At 73.0% G+C, this 17,888-nt stretch carries 19 protein-coding genes; 7 read left to right on the top strand and 12 right to left on the bottom strand.

Going from position 1 to position 17,888, the window contains the following annotated elements; genetic code table 11:
* Positions 1–22: 22 nt before the first annotated feature.
* From HJC40_RS24915 to HJC40_RS24895, 5 genes are all read right to left on the bottom strand, one after another.
* Positions 23–907: a hypothetical protein gene (locus tag HJC40_RS24915; RefSeq protein ID WP_250004006.1), complete on the bottom strand. Its 885-nt coding sequence runs from the start codon at positions 905–907 to the stop codon at positions 23–25.
* A 4-nt stretch (positions 908–911) separates the two neighbouring features.
* Positions 912–1,172: a hypothetical protein gene (locus tag HJC40_RS24910; protein WP_250004004.1), complete on the bottom strand. Its 261-nt coding sequence runs from the start codon at positions 1,170–1,172 to the stop codon at positions 912–914.
* 363 nt (positions 1,173–1,535) lie between these two features.
* Positions 1,536–2,738: an MFS transporter gene (locus tag HJC40_RS24905; RefSeq protein ID WP_250004002.1), complete on the bottom strand. Its 1,203-nt coding sequence runs from the start codon at positions 2,736–2,738 to the stop codon at positions 1,536–1,538.
* A gap of 191 nt (positions 2,739–2,929) precedes the next feature.
* Positions 2,930–3,100, bottom strand: coding sequence for a hypothetical protein (locus tag HJC40_RS24900; RefSeq protein ID WP_250004001.1), 171 nt, complete (start codon positions 3,098–3,100; stop codon positions 2,930–2,932).
* A 9-nt stretch (positions 3,101–3,109) separates the two neighbouring features.
* Positions 3,110–3,490 (bottom strand): hypothetical protein, encoded by a 381-nt coding sequence (locus tag HJC40_RS24895; RefSeq protein WP_250004000.1) that lies wholly within the window; start codon positions 3,488–3,490, stop codon positions 3,110–3,112.
* Positions 3,491–3,621: 131 nt separating this feature from the next.
* Here HJC40_RS24895 and HJC40_RS24890 point away from each other — a divergent pair, with 131 nt between their 5' ends.
* Positions 3,622–6,168, top strand: a complete 2,547-nt coding sequence (locus HJC40_RS24890) for an ATP-dependent Clp protease ATP-binding subunit (protein WP_250003999.1) — start codon at positions 3,622–3,624, stop codon at positions 6,166–6,168.
* 43 nt (positions 6,169–6,211) lie between these two features.
* Here HJC40_RS24890 and HJC40_RS24885 read toward each other — a convergent pair whose 3' ends face one another.
* Both HJC40_RS24885 and HJC40_RS24880 read right to left on the bottom strand, forming a co-directional pair.
* The gene (locus tag HJC40_RS24885) at positions 6,212–7,204 is read right to left on the bottom strand and encodes a LysR family transcriptional regulator (protein ID WP_250003997.1); all 993 of its coding nucleotides are present in this window, start codon (positions 7,202–7,204) and stop codon (positions 6,212–6,214) included.
* Between the two features lie 100 nt (positions 7,205–7,304).
* Positions 7,305–7,892, bottom strand: coding sequence for a hemerythrin domain-containing protein (locus tag HJC40_RS24880; protein ID WP_250004499.1), 588 nt, complete (start codon positions 7,890–7,892; stop codon positions 7,305–7,307).
* Positions 7,893–7,980: 88 nt separating this feature from the next.
* On the opposite strand from HJC40_RS24880, the gene HJC40_RS24875 reads away from it, so the two are divergent.
* Both HJC40_RS24875 and HJC40_RS24870 read left to right on the top strand, forming a co-directional pair.
* A complete protein-coding gene (locus HJC40_RS24875; protein ID WP_250003996.1) occupies positions 7,981–9,291 on the top strand; it encodes a M20/M25/M40 family metallo-hydrolase in 1,311 nt (436 codons plus the stop codon).
* Positions 9,292–9,313: 22 nt separating this feature from the next.
* Positions 9,314–10,006: a hypothetical protein gene (locus HJC40_RS24870; protein ID WP_250003995.1), complete on the top strand. Its 693-nt coding sequence runs from the start codon at positions 9,314–9,316 to the stop codon at positions 10,004–10,006.
* 46 nt (positions 10,007–10,052) lie between these two features.
* Here the strand turns inward: HJC40_RS24870 and HJC40_RS24865 are convergent, their stop codons facing one another.
* The 5 genes from HJC40_RS24865 to HJC40_RS24845 form a co-directional block, all read right to left on the bottom strand.
* Positions 10,053–10,244: a DUF5703 family protein gene (locus tag HJC40_RS24865; RefSeq protein WP_250003994.1), complete on the bottom strand. Its 192-nt coding sequence runs from the start codon at positions 10,242–10,244 to the stop codon at positions 10,053–10,055.
* A 276-nt stretch (positions 10,245–10,520) separates the two neighbouring features.
* Complete coding sequence (locus tag HJC40_RS24860; RefSeq protein ID WP_250003993.1) at positions 10,521–11,588, bottom strand: hypothetical protein; 1,068 nt, start codon at positions 11,586–11,588, stop codon at positions 10,521–10,523.
* A gap of 78 nt (positions 11,589–11,666) precedes the next feature.
* Positions 11,667–12,308: a response regulator transcription factor gene (locus HJC40_RS24855; RefSeq protein WP_250003992.1), complete on the bottom strand. Its 642-nt coding sequence runs from the start codon at positions 12,306–12,308 to the stop codon at positions 11,667–11,669.
* Positions 12,305–13,321, bottom strand: coding sequence for a sensor histidine kinase (locus HJC40_RS24850; protein WP_250004496.1), 1,017 nt, complete (start codon positions 13,319–13,321; stop codon positions 12,305–12,307). The genes HJC40_RS24855 and HJC40_RS24850 overlap by 4 nt, the downstream gene beginning before the upstream one ends.
* Positions 13,322–13,438: 117 nt before the next feature.
* Complete coding sequence (locus HJC40_RS24845) at positions 13,439–14,434, bottom strand: aldo/keto reductase (RefSeq protein ID WP_250003991.1); 996 nt, start codon at positions 14,432–14,434, stop codon at positions 13,439–13,441.
* 138 nt (positions 14,435–14,572) lie between these two features.
* Between HJC40_RS24845 and HJC40_RS24840 the strand changes: the two genes are divergently transcribed.
* The 4 genes from HJC40_RS24840 to HJC40_RS24825 all read left to right on the top strand — a co-directional run bounded on the left by HJC40_RS24840 (position 14,573) and on the right by HJC40_RS24825 (position 17,873).
* Positions 14,573–15,625, top strand: coding sequence for an LLM class F420-dependent oxidoreductase (locus HJC40_RS24840; RefSeq protein WP_250003990.1), 1,053 nt, complete (start codon positions 14,573–14,575; stop codon positions 15,623–15,625).
* Positions 15,625–16,308 carry a histidine phosphatase family protein gene (locus tag HJC40_RS24835; protein WP_250003987.1) on the top strand — a complete coding sequence of 228 codons (684 nt, stop codon included), beginning with the start codon at positions 15,625–15,627 and terminating at the stop codon, positions 16,306–16,308. The genes HJC40_RS24840 and HJC40_RS24835 overlap by 1 nt, the downstream gene beginning before the upstream one ends.
* Positions 16,309–16,455: 147 nt before the next feature.
* Positions 16,456–17,061: a DUF3090 domain-containing protein gene (locus HJC40_RS24830; protein ID WP_250003985.1), complete on the top strand. Its 606-nt coding sequence runs from the start codon at positions 16,456–16,458 to the stop codon at positions 17,059–17,061.
* The gene (locus HJC40_RS24825) at positions 17,058–17,873 is read left to right on the top strand and encodes an SCO1664 family protein (protein WP_374272647.1); all 816 of its coding nucleotides are present in this window, start codon (positions 17,058–17,060) and stop codon (positions 17,871–17,873) included. Before HJC40_RS24830 ends, HJC40_RS24825 begins: the two co-directional genes overlap by 4 nt.
* The last annotated feature ends 15 nt before the right edge of the window (positions 17,874–17,888 follow it).

The raw sequence follows: 17,888 nt of genomic DNA, 5'->3' as shown, positions 1-17,888 counted from the left end.
CCCGGGGCGTTCGTGTGGTGCGTCATCGTCTGTCGTCGGCCTCGGCCGGGCGGGGCACCGGGTCGGGGGCGGACGGGTCGAGCGTCCCCGCGTCGCGGCCCAGGCGGGCGAGCAGCACGCCGGTCAGCACGCCGGCGGTCACCGCGCTGTCGGCCGGATGCGGGGGCTGGGGCGGCGTGTCCTGCGCCGGGACACGGCAGATGCGGGCGATCAACGTCTCCAGTACGGCCGGGGACGTGCCGGGCAGCAGGGACTTGACGCGGCCCTCGGCGGCGGAGCGCAGCCGGGGGACGTCCTCGGGGCGCGGCGTGTGGCCGAGCAGGTCGCCGGCCAGGCGGTTGAGCACCGGCGAGCTCACCGCCGAGAGGGCGAGCCCGGTCGAGGCGTTCACCCGGTGCAGCTCGCGGCCGAGCCGGGCCCGGTCGCCGGCCCGGACCCCCGACGCGACCCGGCGCAGCAGCTCGGCGGTGTCCGGCTTGTCGGCCGTGTCGGGCTGCTCGGGGGCCGGCTCACCGGTCAGCTGGGCGACGCGCTTCTGCCACCAGGGGCCGAGTTGCTCGGGCGGGGGAGCGGCCTCGGCCTCCGGCGCCGGGGCCCGGTCGGGTTCCTCGAGGCCGGCCTTCCAGTCGCGGTCGGGCGGCGCCGACGCGTCCCCGCTCAGGCCGATGCTCGCCAGGTAGCGGGCGATCGAGTCCTGCGCGAGGCGCAGCGCGGCCGCGGCCCGCTCGGCATGCTCGGTGGCATTGCCCAGCTGCGGCACGCCGACCGGGTCGACCGACGTCTCGCGGACCCACATCAGCAGCTCGGTCGCGCTGCGCAGCTTCTCGAGCGCGATGGTGACCTGACCGGTGGGCAGCTCGTCGGAGATCGCGCGGAGCTGGGCGCCGAGGTCCTGGATCAGCGACATCTCGTCAGAGGTTCGCCGTGTAGGTCTGTGCCTGATCGATGGCCTGCAGCGTCGCGCTCAAGCAGTCCTCCAGTGACTGGTCGGCCTGCGACAGTGAGGCATGCGCCGTGCTGACGGCGTCGTTGCCGCTGCCGTCGAGCGCGGCGGCCAGGCTCTGCTGGGCCTCGCCGAGCTTCTCGCGGGCCGCCTGTATCGCCTGCTGCCCCTCGGTGACCTGCTGCAGTGCAGCGTCCACAGCCGCTTTGACCTCGGCGACACTGGCCACCCGTAGAGCCTCCTGCTATGTGATCCCGACTACCTACGCCAGACTACTGCCCCGTCCGTTCCCGTTCGTGCGGGCGGCCCCCTGGCGATGCGGACCCATCGTCCCTATTGGAAAGCTTCGTACCGGCCGCGCCACCCACCGCTCGACCGGTCCGAGATCCGACCGCTGACTGAACAGGAATGAATCCTGAGAGTGGCAGCCGCCGCCCCTCGACGGAAGCGCAGGCCCAGCTCAGGAGCAAGCTTTCACCCCGGCGAGCGCGGATCGGCCCGCCGCCGTGAACCCGGGCACACCCGTCCCGGTGATCAAGGTTTAGGCGCGCGCGGGCGACGTTGCCGTCGGGGCGGACTCCGTGGTGGCGGTTCAAGCCGGGTCGGCGGACCACTTGGGACGACGCCGGGAGCGGGTGTGGACGGTGGCGGCCATGGCCGCGATGGCCGGCAGCGCGGCCAGCGGGGCGAGAGCGAAGCCGGTGCGGATGCCGGCATCGGTGAGCGGGCCGGCCGCCGCCGCGCCCAGGGCGCTGCCCACACTGAAGGCGGTCACGATCCAGGCGAAGGCCTCGACGGCGGTGCCGGGCGGCGCCAGCCGGTCGGCGGTGAGGAACACGGCCGTCAGCAGCGGTGGCAGCATCACCCCACTGAGGACCAGCAACGCGGTCATCGCCGCGGTGCCCGGGGCGATCAGCAGGGGCAGCCAACCGGCGGCGAACGCCGTGGCCAGCAGCGGCAGGCGGCGCGGTCCGCCTGGGGTGGCCCGGGTGTAGAGCAGGCCGCCGACCAGCGCGCCGCCGGCCTGGGCGGCCAGCAGCCAGCCGGTCAGCGAGCGGTCGCCCGCGGCCTCGGCATAGCCGGTCAGGACGACGGGGATGCTGCCGACCGCGGCGCCGGCGAACGCCACGCCGGTGATCAGGACGGCCAGGCGGCGTTCGCGCAGCGGCCCCAGCCAGTGCCGGTGGACCGACGTCCCGCGCCACCGGCGCACGGCCGGGGCGCACCCGAACGCGATCACACCGGCCAGCTGGAACAGCGCGGCGGCGTAGAGGCCGGCGGCCGGTCCGGCGATCGCCACGGCGGCCAGGGTCATCAGCGGGCCGGCCACGAAGATGACCTCCTGCAGCGCGATGTCCAGGGCGTAAGCGGCGTGCACGGCGTTCGGCGGCACCAGCGCGGGCCAGAGCGCCCGCAGGCAGGCCTCGAGCGGCGGGGTGCCCAGCCCGGCCAGCGCGGCCCCGAGGCCGATCACCAGGGGCCGGCCGGGAGCGAGCGAGACGATCACATAGCCGGCCGCGGAGACGGCCGCCGAGCCGTACAGCACGGGTGGTTGCCGGTAGCGGTCGACCACCCGGGCCAGCACGGGGGCGCCGACCGCCATCCCGGCGGTGAAGACGGCGACGAGGGCCCCGGCCGCGACGAGGCTGACCGACTCGCGGGCGAAGAGCAGCAGCGCCAGCGGCGACGCACCCAGGGGCAGGCGGCCGACCTGGCTCGCGGTCAGGACGAGGGGAACGTAGGGCCGGCGCAGCACGGCGCGCGCGCCGACCCGCTCGGCAGATGGTGCGGACATACGCGTTCACTCCGGAGGTCTCGACGGCCGACCGGGCGGCGAAGGCTCGCGAGCGGTCGGGAAGGCGCCCGGTGGACCGGGCGGTCGGAGCCGCCCGGAACGATCGGGCGGCGGGTGCCCCGGGGCCGTAGTGGTTCGGCGGACCGGGCGCTCATCCGGCGCGGGCAGCGCCTGCCGGAGAGCGGCGCACCTCAGGAAGGTCGACCCCAGAGGGAACGAGAGGGCGCGAAGTCGCGGCGCCGGTGGTCGTCGCCGTACAGCGGCAACTCGGGCGTGATCCAGCCCATGGCCGGCGCCCAGGCAAGGGCTGCGACCCAGGAACGGGCGGCGACCCAGGAACGGGCGGCGAAGCGTGCGATCACCGTCACAGCTTACCGGCGGGGGACGCTCGTGGGACCCCTCACTTCGGCCCCGAGACCGGTGACGCGATCGCGGAGTCCCCGGTCGGCGGTGATCACCACGACGCGTCGCTCAGCGGCCGAGGCGCGGACGAGATCGGTGATCGTGTCGTCGCCGGAGCCGTCCGCCCGGATGACCGAGACGCCGTTGCCGGAGGCCGGGACCTGCCTGGCCTGACCCTCCACGACCAGCGCGACCTCCACCGGGCCGGGCAGGTCGGGCAGGCCGGCCGCGAGGACCGGGTGCAGGGCGTCGCGCAGCCGCTCGGCCGCTCCGGCGCGGTCCCGCCACCACCCGTCGGGTACGGAACCGACGACGTTGGCCCCGTCGACCACCACCAGAGGTACGGTCATGAAGTTGAGCGTACCCGAGTCAACTTTTCGCGGGAACCGGGAATGGAGGGCCGGCCCACAGCGCTGATACGGGGCGTGCGCGGCGGGTATCCCGTCTGGCACGAAGGCTACGTAAAGAGAAGAGAAGACGTATGAGCATCGGACCGATCGGACCGACTGGTCCCGGCCAGTGGGACGACTTCTTCGCGCGCTTCTTCGGTGCGGCGGATCCGCGCCGTTCCGCGCGCATCGACATCACGAAGTACATGAGTGGCGACGCGCGTGAGGTCCTCTCCGCGGCGGCCCGCCGCGCGGCCGAGCTCGCCGATCCGGATCGTCCGGTCGCCGACCTGGACACCGACCACCTGCTGTGGGCGGTCCTCCAGCAGGAGCCGATGAAGCAGACCGTCCGCCGCGCCGGCGCCGACCCCGAGTCGCTGCTCGCCGCCCTCGGCCGTCCGGCCGGGGTGCGTGAGGACCTGCCGGCCCAGGTCGCGCTGACCCCCGCCGCGAAGCGCGCGCTGCTCGACAGCCTGCAGATCTCGCGGGCGCTGGGCGCCTCGTACGTCGGTCCCGAGCACATCCTGATGGCGCTCGGCCTCAACCCCGACTCCGCCGCCGGGCGCCTGCTCGCCGGCAAGCTCGACCCGCAGGCGCTCCAGGCGCAGCAGGGTGACCCGCAGCCCGGCCCGGGCCGCAGCGGCCCCGGCAGCCGTGGCGGGAACCCGAGCAACCCCAACACGCCCACGCTCGAGCAGTTCGGGGTGGACCTCACCGAGATGGCCCGCCGGGGCGAGATCGACCCGGTGATCGGCCGGGCCGACGAGATCGAGCAGGCCATCGAGATCCTCTCCCGGCGCACCAAGAACAACCCGGTGCTGATCGGTGAGGCCGGCGTCGGCAAGACCGCGATCGTCGAGGGCCTGGCCCAGCGCATCGTGGACGGCGACGTGCCGCTGACCCTGGAGAACAAGCGGGTCATCCAGCTCGACCTGGCCGGTCTGGTCGCGGGCACCCGCTACCGCGGCGACTTCGAGGAGCGCCTCCGCAAGATCATCGACGAGATCCAGAACGAGGGCGACGGCCTGATCGTCTTCCTCGACGAGATCCACACCCTGGTCGGCGCCGGGGGCGGCGGTGGAGACGGCGGTGGCATGGACGCGAGCAACATGCTCAAGCCGGCTCTCGCCCGGGGCCAGCTCCGGGTGGTCGGCGCGACCACGCTCGACGAGTATCGCAAGTACATCGAGAAGGACGCGGCGCTGGCCCGGCGTTTCCAGCCGGTGCTGGTGGGTGAGCCGTCCGTCGAGGACACCGTGCAGATCCTGCGGGGCCTGCGGGACAACTACGAGGCGCACCACCAGGTGCGGATCACCGACGAGGCGCTCGACGCCGCGGCGGAGCTGTCCGACCGCTACATCACCGATCGGTTCCTGCCCGACAAGGCGATCGACCTGATCGACCAGGCCGGGGCCCGGGTGCGGCTGCGGGTCAAGACGCCCGACGCCGGGGTGCGTGAGCGGGAGCGCCGGCTCGAGGAGCTGTCCCGCGACCGCGACCAGGCCGTGGCGGCCGAGAACTACGAGAAGGCCTCCGCGCTGCGCGACGAGATCAACCGGCTCAAGTCCGAGATCGAGCAGGGCGTGACCGGCACCGAGGGCGTCCCGCACGTCACCGAGGCCGACATCGCCGAGGTGGTGAGCCGGGCGACCGGCATCCCGGTCTCGCAGCTGACCGAGGAGGAGCGGGAGCGTCTGCTGCGTCTCGAGGCGCACCTGCACGAGCGGGTGATCGGCCAGGACGACGCGGTCGAGGCCGTCGCCGAGGCGGTGCGCCGCTCGCGCGCCGGGCTGGGCGACCCGGACCGGCCGGTGGGCAGCTTCCTGTTCCTGGGCCCGACCGGGGTCGGCAAGACCGAGCTGGCGCGTTCGCTGGCCGGGGCGCTGTTCGGCGACTCGGACCGGATGATCCGGCTCGACATGAGCGAGTTCCAGGAGCGGCACACGGTGTCGCGGCTGGTCGGGGCGCCTCCCGGTTACGTCGGCTACGACGAGGCCGGGCAGCTGACCGAGGCGGTTCGCCGCCGCCCGTACAGCGTGGTCCTGCTCGACGAGATCGAGAAGGCCCACCCGGACGTGTTCAACATCCTGCTGCAGGTGCTGGACGACGGACGGCTGACCGACAGCCAGGGTCGTACAGTGAGCTTCAAGAACACCGTGCTGATCATGACCAGCAACCTGGGCTCGGATCTGATCAACGGCTCCCGCCGCAGCGTCGGCTTCGGCGCGGTCGGCGGCGCCTCGCCCGACGAGGAGCTGCGCGACCGGCTGGACCGCCGGCTCAAGGAGCAGCTGCGCCCCGAGTTCATCAACCGGATCGATGAGATCATCATCTTCCGGCAGCTGGAGCAGGAGCAGGTGCGGCAGATCACCGAGCTCATGCTCTCGGAGACGCGGCGCCGGCTGCACAACCAGGACGTCAGCCTGGAGATCACCACGGCGGCGGTCGACTGGCTCGCCGACAAGGGCTTCCAGCCCGAGTTCGGCGCCCGCCCGCTGCGCCGGGTCATCCAGCGCGAGCTGGACAACCGGCTGTCGACCATGCTGCTCGCGGCCGATCTGGCCCCCGGCCAGACGGTCCAGGTCGACGCGGCCGACGGCAAGCTGACCTTCGCGGTCACCTCGCCGGCCAAGGTCTGACCCGTACGAACGAGAGGGCCCGGCACCGCGCCGGGCCCTTTCGCTATGCCTCGTTCACCGCGGCCAGCCCGCGCCCGACCACCCCGAGGTGCGGGTGGTCGCGCATCCAGTCGACGAAGTCGGGGTTGCGTTCCACGACCTCCTGATAGGCCTCCTGGGCCATCACCATCAGCTTGGCCGAGCTGAGCGCGGCCATCGAGTCGGGATGCCAGCCCAGCACCAGCCGCCAGCGCAGCGGAGAGCCCCGGAGCGGGCGCGAGGTGAGCCCCCGCGGCGGCCGGAACGTCCCCTGGCAGAGCGCGAGCGCCATGCCCGACTCCACCATGTCGAGGCAGCCGCGCACATCGCTCTCGAGCATGCGCCGCGGCGTGAAGCCGGCCCGCGCGCAGGCCGCCGCGAAACAGTCGCCGAAGCAGCCGTCGCCGGTGGAGGCCACCCACGACTCCGAGGCCAGCTCGGCCAGGTCGACGTCGGCCTCCTTGGCGCCGGGATGGTCCTCGGGCATCAGCGCGCAGATGCCGTCCACGGCGATGGTCTGCCAGACCAGACCGTAGTCGGCCGACGGGATCGCGTCGCCGCACACGCCCACCTGGGCGTAGTCGAGCTTGCCGGCGAGCACCATGTTGGCCAGGTCGTCGACGTAGTAGGAGGCGTGCGTGGTGATCTGGGCATCCGGCTGGGCCTGGGAGAGCCGGGACACCATGCCGCCGATGATCGGGCCGCCCACCGCCCCGATCCGGTAGCGGCTCAGGCTGTCGTGCCCGCTCGCCCCGGCCAGCCGGGCCGCCTCGTCCTGCAGGCCCTTCATGGCCGGCAGCAGGACCCGGGCCCGGGCGAGCACCAGCTCGCCCAGCGCGGTGGGCCGGGCGCCGCGACGGTCCCGCTCGAACAGCGGGCCGCCCAGAGTGCGTTCGATGCGCTGCAGCTGCGCGGTCAGGGCCGGCTGGGCCAGCCCGAGCTGCGATGCCGCCTTGGTGACGCTGCCGGTCTCCGCGATGGCGCAGACCACCTTGAGATGCCGCAGCTCCAGGTTCATAACGTGACGTTAGGACCAAGAAGACATCGAAGGCTAGCCCTACGGCCTTGCGAAAGATCCTCCACTTATGACAAATGGGTTAACGAATCCGGTGTTTTCCCTACAAATCCTTGGCGTACGTGGTCCGCCGCGTGACGGCATCGCGCAGTTTGTCCACGACGGCGACGGCCGGATCGACCACTTTGTTCCACGGCGGGGTGGAAGGTGTGCCCGGGTGGGGGCGGGTCGGGGCCGCTTCCTCCGCCGTCTCGACCCGGTTGCCGACGCGGATCAGATCCTCGATCGGCACCATCTGCACGAGAACGGGCAGCAGTTCCTCGGCATCCGCGTCCACGTGCCGGCGTACGGCCGCGGCCACCTCGGCCACCCGCTCGGCGCGGCTCTCGCTCCCGGCCCGCTGCAGTTGTTGCAAAGTGACCAACAGCTGGTGGTCCTCGGCGAGCTCGCGGTCGGCCAGGTCCTCGCCGCCGGGCACGGTGCGCCGCACGGCGGGATAGAGGTACTGCTCCTCGGCGCTCAGGTGCCGGGAGAGCTCGGCGATCACGACGCCGGCCAGGCGCGTGTCGCCGGGCGCGGCGATCAGCCGGTCGCACAGCTCGAGCAGATCACGGTGCTGCCCGGTGATCACATCGACGACGTTGCGGCCGGTGGTCTCGCCGCCCACCGGCGGCAGCGGGGGAAGATTCAAGGAAGACACGGCCGCCGCATTACCCTGAGCCGCGCTCAGATCAAACCCGCACGGCAAAGGCGACACAGTTTGCTGGTAAGAAGGGCGGATGGAGACCACCACCGCCGCCGATGAGGTCGTCGGCATCTGCCGTGACCTGCTGCGCATCGACACCACCAACACCGGCGACCCGCGCACCACGGTCGGCGAGCGCGTCGCCGCCGAGTACGTCGCCGCCCAGCTCGGCGAGGCCGGCCTCGAGGTCGAGCTGCACGAGTCGGCGCCCACGCGGGCCAACCTGGTCGCCCGCATCCCCGGCGCCGACCGCAGCCGCGGCGCCCTGCTCGTGCACGGGCACCTCGACGTGGTGCCGGCCGACGCCGGCGAGTGGTCGGTCGACCCGTTCTCGGGGGAGGAGAAGGACGGCTACCTCTGGGGCCGCGGCGCGATCGACATGAAGGACTTCGACGCGATGATGATCGCGGTGGTCCGGGACTGGAACCGCACCGGATACGTGCCCCCGCGGGACATCGTGCTGGCCTTCACCGCCGACGAGGAAGCCGGCATGCAGTTCGGCTCCCAGTGGCTGGTCGAGAACCACCGCGATCTGTTCGACGGGTGCACCGAGGCGGTCGGCGAGGTGGGCGGCTACTCCTACACGGTGAACGACGACCTGCGGCTCTATCTCGTGCAGACGGCCGAGAAGGGCCTGGACTGGCTGCGCCTGCACGCGACCGGCCGGCCCGGTCACGGCTCGTTCATCCACGACGACAACGCGGTCACCAACCTGGCCGAGGCGGTCGCGCGGGTCGGTCACCACCGGTTCCCGACCGTCCTCACCCCGACCGTACGGGCGTTCCTCGAGCAGGTCGGCGACGCGCTGGGGATCGACGTCGACCCGGCCGAGCCCGAGCCGGCGATCGCCAAATTGGGCCCGATCGCCAACCTGATCGGCGCGACCATCCGCAACACGGCCAACCCGACCCGTCTCGAGGCCGGCTACAAGGACAACGTCATCCCGGGCCGGGCGTCGGCCACCATCGACTGCCGCACGCTGCCCGGCGAGGCCGACTCGTTCCTGGCCGCGATGCGGGAGCTGATCGGGCCCGACATCGAGATCGAGCACGTGCACCAGCAGCCCGCCGTGGAGACCTCGTTCGACGGCGCGCTCGTCGACGCGATGGGCGCGGCGCTGCGGGCCGAGGACCCGGGAGCGCGTACTGTGCCGTACCTGATGTCGGGTGGCACGGACGCGAAGGCTTTCTCGACGCTGGGCATCCGTTGCTTCGGGTTCGCCCCGTTGCGGCTTCCCGCCGACCTGAACTTCGCCTCGTTGTTCCACGGCATCGACGAGCGCGTCCCGGTCGAGGGGCTAAAGTTCGGCGTGCGTGTGCTCGACCGTCTGCTCCGGAACAGCTGACCTGTTGGAAGGATCCATACCGATGACCGACCAGAACGCGGAGCTCGACGTCGCCCTAGAGCGGGTGATCGAGGCCTCCCGGGCACATCTCGCGGCGGTCAAGGCGGCCGGGGGCCGTGTTGACGACGACGGCGTCTGGCAGGCGTATGTCGACCTCAACAACGCCTCTTTCGCGTACGACGAGAAGCTGCTCGACGCGTACGGCGAGGTGACGCCGTGGGACGTCGAGTCGATCGACCCGAACGAGGCCGACCAGCGCTTCGGCCTCGGCGTGGCCGGTCTCGACGCGGCCGACGGCGCCGACCCCTACCCGCAGGTGCTCTCGGTGCGTCAGCGCCGCGACTACCGCGTGCCGAGCGTGTCGGCCCTGTTGCGCCGGGCCGAGGACGAGCGCCGCAAGGCGGTCCCCGAGGACGAGGACGCCGGCCCGGTCGAGACGGTCGGCGAGGCCGTGCTCGAGCTGCTGCAGGCCGGCGACGGTTCGCTGTCGTCGCTCGACCTGCCCGAGCTGGAGCCGCTGGACGGCCTGCTCACGGTCACCGAGATCGCCGAGCCGCTCGACCTCGACGAGTTCGAGGACGCCGACGGCGACGGCCCGTTCGCCCCGAAGCAGGGCGACCTGCTGGTCGGCCGTCTCGACGAGCACCCGTTCCTGCCCGACGAGGACGAGGACGAGCACGACCACGATCACGCCGGGCACAACCACCAGCACTGACCGAGGGCGTGACCAGGAAGGGCCCGTCCGATCGGACGGGCCCTTCTCAGTAGCTCAGACCCGGCTGCGGGCTGGGCTGAACACGGCGGCGGAGCATCACCTTGCGGGTGCCGTCCCGGAAGAGCTGGACGCGGGCCAGCTCCCACCCCGAGAACTCCGCCTGAATGGCGAGCTGCGCCGCGGCGGTCAACCGATCGACATTCGAGGGCAACCGCAGCGGCGCGTATTCGTAGTCCATGGCAAGTAGCATGCCTCGGTTTTGAGGGCTCCGACAAGCACTGACCAGCGCGTATCCAGGTCGATCACGGACCGGGGAGGGCGCCGGCGCGGGTGCTCGCCGGATCTGGCCTGGTCAAGCCGCGCCCGCTCGCCGAGGCTGCGGCGATGATCACAGGCCACCCTCCGGGACCCGGGTGTCCCGGCCCGGGCGTCGACCGTTCGGCCGGCGAAACGCCGGACTTGCTGCGGGCGAGGGCCACACCGCACAAGCTCAGCCGACGGCCCGTGGTGCAGGTCACACCGCAGGGGACAGCCTTTCCGGCGGTTGCGCGCCGGCGTCGCCGCGGCCGCACACGCCGCAGGCCGGACGCCGCCGCAGGTGGTAGCCGAGGGTCGCCGCGCCCAGCGCCACGCTCCAGATCGGCCAGGTCAGGATCGGTGCGGCGGCGAGACCGTGCACCACCATCTCGGCGAAGGCGCCGGCCTGGGAGAAGAAGGCGACCGAGGCCGACATCACGAAGACCGCGACGATGGTGGCCGGCACGGTGGCCAGCCGGATCGGGACCCGCCGCCCGGCCAGGCCGGGCATCCAGCGGGGGAACACCTCGCCCCAGCGCTGCACGAGGCCCAGCGTCAGGACCGCACCGGCCACGGCGAAGGCACCCAGCCCGGCCCCGGCCCAGACGAGGCCGCTGTCCTGCATCTCGCGGAGGAACTCGGACGAGATGCCCAGCGGAATGCCGGCCGCCCAGGCCAGCCGCACGACGCCGTACAGCACCGGGACGAGCGCCGCCAGGTAGGCCGCCCACCGTCCCCACCGGGCCGCCGACTCGCGCGATGTCCAGTTCCGGCCCCGGGCGCTCCGGCCGCAGTCCTCGCAGGCGCCCGTGGCGCCGAAGTGCGCCCGCAGCGCCGCCCGGGCCAGCAGCAGGCCACCCAGCACGGCGAACGCCTGGTTGGCCAGGGTCCAGGTGAAGATGTCGGCGTAGTCGACCGGCGGCCAGCCGAACGGGAGCCCGACGATCAGCATCGGCAGGTAGCCGGCCAGCGTGAGCAGCCGCACGTCCGGCAGCACCACGAGCAGGACGGTGGCGACCAGCCCGACATAGGTGAGCATCGCGATCCGGAGCGCCCGCGGCGGCCGGCCCCCGCTCAGGCCCAGCAGGACGACCGCGGCCACCAGCAGGACGCCGGCGAACAGGGGCGCGCCGATCTCGGGGGACAGGGCTCGCAGCGGGCTCGCGTCACCGGTCTTGTTGCCGGGGCCGTAGGGGAAGCCGGCGCCGGTCACTGTCCAGACCAGCGCGACGGTGCCGTAGAGGGCGGCCCATCCGGCCGCCAGCTTCTGTGCCGTGTTCGTCATACCCCGACGATCGCGGAGACGCGGGCTTGCTGGATCCCGGCCGCGAGGGAACCGTCTCCCCCGTGCGGGGGAGCGGGGTCAGGGCTTGATGAAACCGGTGCGGTACGCGGTGACGACGGCCTGCGTGCGGTCGCGGACCCCGAGCTTGCCGAGCACGCTGCCGACGTGGGTCTTGATCGTCTCGACCCCGAGCACCAGGCGGTCGGCGATCTCGGCGTTGGACAGGCCCTCGGCCATCAGCGCCAGCACCTCGGCCTCCCGCTCGGTCAGCCGGGCGCCGGGCAGCCGGCCCCCGGCCGGGCGGTGGTGGGCGGCGGCCAGCCGGCGTACGGCCGCCGGGAAGAGCAGCGAGTCGCCCCGGGCGACCAGGCGCACGGCCTCGGCTATCCGCTCGGGCCGGGCCCGCTTGAGCAGGAAACCGCTCGCCCCGGCGGCCAGCGCCTCGTACACGTACTCGTCGTTCTCGAAGGTCGTCAGCACAAGCACGCGGGGCGGGTCGTCGAAGCGCTCCAGCAGCAACCGGGTGGCCTGCAGCCCGTCGATGCGGGGCATCCGCACGTCCATGAGAACCACGTCGGGCCGCAGCCGGACGGACTGGGGCACGACCTCGTCGCCGTCGGTCGCCTCGCCCACGACCGTGATGTCGCCGGTGGCGCCCAGCACCGCGCTCAGCCCGGCACGGATCAGGTCGTCGTCGTCCACGATCAGCACCCGGGTCACCGGTCACCTCCGATCGGCAGCCGGGCCACGACCCGCCACACCCCGTTGTTCTCCCCGGTCTCCAGCCGGCCGCCGAGCAACCGTACGCGTTCGCGCATGCCGGCCAGGCCCCGCCCGCCGCCGGGATCCGATGTGGAGCCGACCCGGTTGGTGATCTCGATGAGCAGCTCGTCCGGGGCGGTGATCCGCAGCGCCGGGCGGCCCCGGCCGTGCTTGGCCGCGTTGGTCAGTCCCTCCTGGACGATGCGGTAGGCCTCGCGGGAGACGGTCACGGGCACCTCGACGTCGGCGACTTCGGCGTCCACGTCGGCGGTGAGCAGGCGGTCCAGGTCGGCCAGCGTGGGCGCCTCGGCGTCGCGCAGCAGGCCGAGCACGGCGTCGAGCTCCTCCAGCGCGGCGCGGCCCTGCTCCTCGATCGCGGTGAGCGCGCGCCGGGCGAACCCGGGATCGTGGTCGAACACCGTACGAGCGGCGCCGGCCTGCAGAGTGACCGCGGTGAGGGCGTGCCCGACCGAGTCGTGCAGCTCGCGGGCCAGGCGGTTGCGCTCGGCCAGCCGGCGTTCCTGGGCCTCCAGGTGGGCCGTGCGCTCGGCCTGCGACGGGCCGAGCAGCACCGGCGCCATGGTGGCGGCGAGCGAACCCAGCCCGGCCGTGGCGTAGAGCGCGGCCACCAGCAGCACCACGCCGACCGCGACGCCCGGCACCGGGCCCAGCAGCCGTTCCTGCCCGGTGATGGACAGCACGGCCAAAGGCACGGCGATCAGCACGGCCGCGCCGATCACGGCGCCGGTCAGCAGATGCAGGCCGAACCACAGGGCCGCCCGGAGCCGGGCCTCGCGGGCCAGCGGCCGGTTGCGGTCGTGCGCGGGCAGGTCGACCTCGAGCAGCGCGCGGGCCGCGGCGATCTCGAGCTCGCGGGTGCCGCCCAGGAACGGCGGGACGGCGGCGACGGCCGCGGCGACCAGCCCGGTGGCGACGATCCCGGCGAGGTCCTCCTCGGCCGCGAGGAACATGCCCACGATCAACGTCGTGATCAGGGCGTACGGCAGCAGGACGACCGCGCCGAGCAGGAGGAAGACCGCGCGCCGGTAGGTGGCGGCGCGGATCAGCGGACGCAGCAGGACGACGGGTCAGCCCTCGCCGTCCGGATAGCCCACACCCTCGCGCTCGGGATAGCCGACGTCGATCGCGGAGACGTCGTCGAGCGCGTCGGCGATCTCGGCCGGCAGGGTCAGGTCCTCGCTCTGCAGCGCGCCCTGCAGCTGGGCGGCGGTGCGGGCGCCGAGGATCGGCGCGGCGATGCCGGGCCGGTCGCGGATCCAGGCCAGCGCGACCTCGACCGGCGAGACCCCGAGGCCGGCGGCGGCCGTGGCGACGGCCTGCACGATGCTCGAGCTGCGCGGCTCCAGATAGGTCTGGACGAACGGCGCGAGGTGCTCGGTGGCGGCGCGCGAGTCGAGCGGCCGGCCGTTGCGGTACTTGCCGGTCAGCACCCCGCGGCCGAGCGGCGACCAGGCCAGCACGCCGAAGCCGAGCGCCGCCGAGGCAGGCAGCAGCTCGCGCTCGATCCCCCGTTCGAGCAGCGAATACTCCATCTGGGAGGCGACGATCGGGGCCCGTCCGGGGTAGGCCGCCTGCCAGGTCGCGGCCCGGGTGGTCTGCCACGCCGCGAAGTTGGACACCCCGACGTAGCGCACGCGACCGCTGCCGACGGCGTGGTCGAGGGCGGCCAGGGTCTCCTCGAGCGGGGTCATCGGGTCGTACCCGTGCACCTGCCACAGGTCGACGTAGTCGGTGCCGAGCCGGCGCAGCGACGCGTCGAGCGACCGCAGCAGGTTGCCGCGCGAGCCGTCCCGGCGGCGGTAACCGTGCGGGGTGAGGCCGGCCTTGGTGGCGATCACCACCTCGTCGCGGGGCACGAGGTGGTCGAGCAACGACCCGATCACGTCCTCGGCGTCGCCGTCGCCATAGACGTCGGCCGTGTCCAGCAGCGTGCCGCCGGCCTCCAGGAACAGCTTGAGCTGCGCCGCCGCGTCATCGGGGTCGGTGTCGCGCCCCCAGGTCATGGTGCCGAGCGCGAGCCGGGAGACCGCCAGCCCGCTACGGCCGAGCGGTCGTTGCAGCATGAGTGAACCTTATTCAGACAGCGCACATAGCGAAATGCCCGCGCAGCCGTCAACCCCGTCGGTAACCGGACCGAGATCGCCCGGCGCGCGATCAGTAGTCTTCACCTGACGGCTCCATGTGCGGGAGAGGACGACATCGTGCGGCTCGGACTCAGCCTCGGCTATCAGGCGGCGTGGACCACGCCCGCGGACCATCTGGCGATGGCGCAGGAAGCGGACCGGCTCGGCTATGCCGTGGTCTGGTCGGCCGAGGCCTACGGATCGGACACGGTCAGCATGCTGGCCTGGATCGCCGGCCAGACCCAGCAGATCGACCTGGGCGCCGCGGTCATGCAGATCCCGGCCCGGACACCCGCCATGACGGCCATGACCGCGGCCACCATCGACGCTCTCTCCGGCGGCCGGTTCCGGCTGGGCCTGGGCGTCTCGGGCCCGCAGGTCTCCGAGGGCTGGCACGGCGTGCGCTTCGCCAAGCCGCTGGGGCGCACCCGGGAGTACGTCGAGATCGTGAAGATGGCGATCGCGCGGCAGCCGGTGGCGTACGAGGGGGAGCACTTCACGCTGCCGCTTCCCGACGGCCCGGGCAAGGCGCTGCGACTGGGGTTCCGCCCGCCGCGCGAGGCGGTGCCGATCTATCTGGCCGCCGTCGGCCCCAAGAACCTGGAGCTCGCCGGCGAGGTCGCCGACGGCTGGCTGGCGATCTTCTTCGCGCCCGACGCGGCGGGGGAGTACGTGCAGCACATCGAGCGCGGCCGGGCCAAGCACGGCCTCGGGATGACCGGTTTCGACGTGGCCCCCAGCGTGCCGGTGGTGCTGGGCGACAACGTGGCCTGGTGCGCCGACGTCATCCGGCCCTATGCGGCCCTGTACGTCGGTGGCATGGGCAGCCGCGAGCAGAACTTCTACAACCAGCTGGCCGTGCGCATGGGCTACGCCGAGGAGGCCGCCCGGGTGCAGGAGCTCTACCTCAGCGGCAAGAAGGCGGAGGCGGCCGAGGCCGTTCCCCAGGACTTCATCGAGCGCACCTCCATCCTGGGCAACAAGATCCAGGTCAAGGAGCGCCTCCGGCAGTACGCGGCGGCCGGCGTGGGCACGCTCTCGATCAGCCCGTACGTCGGCGACCTCAAGAGCGGCCTCGACACGCTGCGCATCGTCGCCGAGGCGTACGAAGAATCCGGCGTGGCCGAGTAGTGGCCACCGTACTGCTCCTCCGGCACGGGCGAACGACGTCCAACGTCAGCGGCGAGCTGGCCGGCCGCCGTCCGGTGGAACTCGACGACACCGGGCGTGGCCAGGCCGCCCGGGCCGGTGAACGGCTGCGGGCCCTGCCGCTCGCCGCGGTCGTCACCAGCCCGCTGATCCGCTGCCGCACCACCCTCGAGCTGGCCCTGCCCGGCGTCACCCCGGTGGTCGACGAGGGGCTGACCGAGTGCGGGTACGGCGACTGGGAGGGACGCCCGCTCAAGGAGCTCGCCCAGGACCCGCTCTGGCCGGTCGTCCAGCAGCACCCCAGCGCGGCCGTCTTCCCCAACGGCGAGGCCATGGCGGCGATGTCGGCGCGCGCGGTCGCCACGATCCGCCGGTGGGACGCGAAGGTCACCGCCGAGCACGGGCCGGACGCGCTCTGGCTCGCGTGCAGCCACGGAGATGTGATCAAGGCCATCATCGCCGATGCGATGGGCCTGCACCTCGACCAGTTCCAGCGGATCGTGGCCGACCCGGCCTCGGTCAGTGTGATCCGTTATACGCCGACCCGGCCGTTCATCGTGCGCCTGAACGACACCGCCGACCTGGCCTCGCTGATCCCGCCCCCCGCGGCCCAGGCGGAACGCTCGGAGGCGGCGGTCGGCGGCGGCGCGGGCGGCGGCGTCTGATCGCGCCGGCGGCCGCGGTGCCCGGCCACGGTGTCCGGCTGCGTTGTGTGACCGGCGTGTTACCGCTGGCTGGTCGGCGTTGCGCCCTCGGCGAACCCGGCCGTCCGGGATGCGCGGGCCGTTCCCTTCGCGGTTAGGGTTGTTCGCATGACCCACCAGGTGCACTCGTTCGAGCCGCCGGAGCGGTTCGTCGCCGGGACGGTGGGCGAGCCGGGCGATCGGACGTTCTTCCTCCAGGCGCGCGGCGGCGGCCGGGTTGTCAGCGTCGCGCTGGAGAAGGTCCAGGTGTCGCTGCTCGCCGAGAAGCTCGAGGAACTGCTCGTCGAGGCCAACAAACGCTTCGGTGTCTCGCTGCCCGACGCCCCCGTGCTGGCCGGGCACGACAACGAGCCGCTGGACACCCCGGTCGACGAGGAGTTCCGGGTCGGCACGCTCGGCCTGGCCTTCGACGTCGACACCAGCACTGTGGTCATCGAGGCCATCGAGGCCGGTGAGGCCGAGGTCGAGATCGAGCTGGGCGACGAGGACGACGTGCCCACCGTCGAGGACGACGACGACGAGGACGACGCCGACGACGAGCCGGACGACGACCTCGACCGGCTCCGCGTGCGGCTGACTCCCGAGGCGACCCGCGCGTTCATCGACCGCGCCCGGCGGGTGGTGGCGGCCGGACGCCCGCCGTGCCCGCTCTGCGGCCAGCCGCTCGACCCGGCCGGCCACCTCTGCCCCCGGCACAACGGCTACCACCGGTGACCACCCAGCCCGCCGCGGCGCTGGCCGAGGCCGACGCCCTCGAGCTGCTGGCCCGCGGCCGGCTCGAGATCGAGGGCCGGCTGGTCGACGCGTCCAACACCACACTGCGGGCCGAGATCACCCTGGACGGGCTCACCCGTCGCTGCGTCTACAAGCCGGTGCAGGGCGAGCGGCCGCTGTGGGACTTCCCCGACGGCACCCTGGCCGGGCGTGAGGTCTCGGCCTACCTGGTGTCGCGGGCCACGGGGTGGGATCTGGTGCCGCCCACGATCCTGCGCGACGGGCCGCTCGGCCCGGGCGCGCTGCAGCTCTGGATCGACGAGCCCGACACGGCCGAGTCGCTGATCGGCTTCGTGCCGGCGTGGGACGTGCCCGACGGCTGGCTGCCGGTGGCCAACGCCCGCGATGAGGACGGCGACGCGTACGCCCTGGCCCACGCGGACGACCAGCGGCTGGCCCGGCTGGCCGTCTTCGACGCGGTGATCAACAACGCCGACCGCAAGGGCGGGCACGTTCTCTACCCGGCCACCGGCTCGGTCCACGGGGTCGATCACGGGGTCAGCTTCCACGTGGAGAACAAGCTGCGTACGGTGCTCTGGGGCTGGACCGGCAAGCCGCTGATCCCCGAGGCCGCCGAGGTGCTCCCGGCCCTGCTGGCCCGCCTGGACGGCTCGCTCGGCGAGTCGCTGGAGGAGCACCTGACCGTCACCGAGGTGCAGCACGTCCGGCTGCGCGCCAAGCGGCTGCTGCGGGCCAAGCGCTTCCCCGATCCGCCGCAGGACTGGCCCGCGATCCCCTGGCCCCCTGTGTAGTTTTGTTCACGCCCC

This window comes from Actinoplanes sp. M2I2, assembly GCF_023544445.1.
In the GTDB taxonomy this organism is placed as follows: domain Bacteria; phylum Actinomycetota; class Actinomycetes; order Mycobacteriales; family Micromonosporaceae; genus Actinoplanes.
This window is presented reverse-complemented; position numbering and strand designations above follow the sequence as displayed.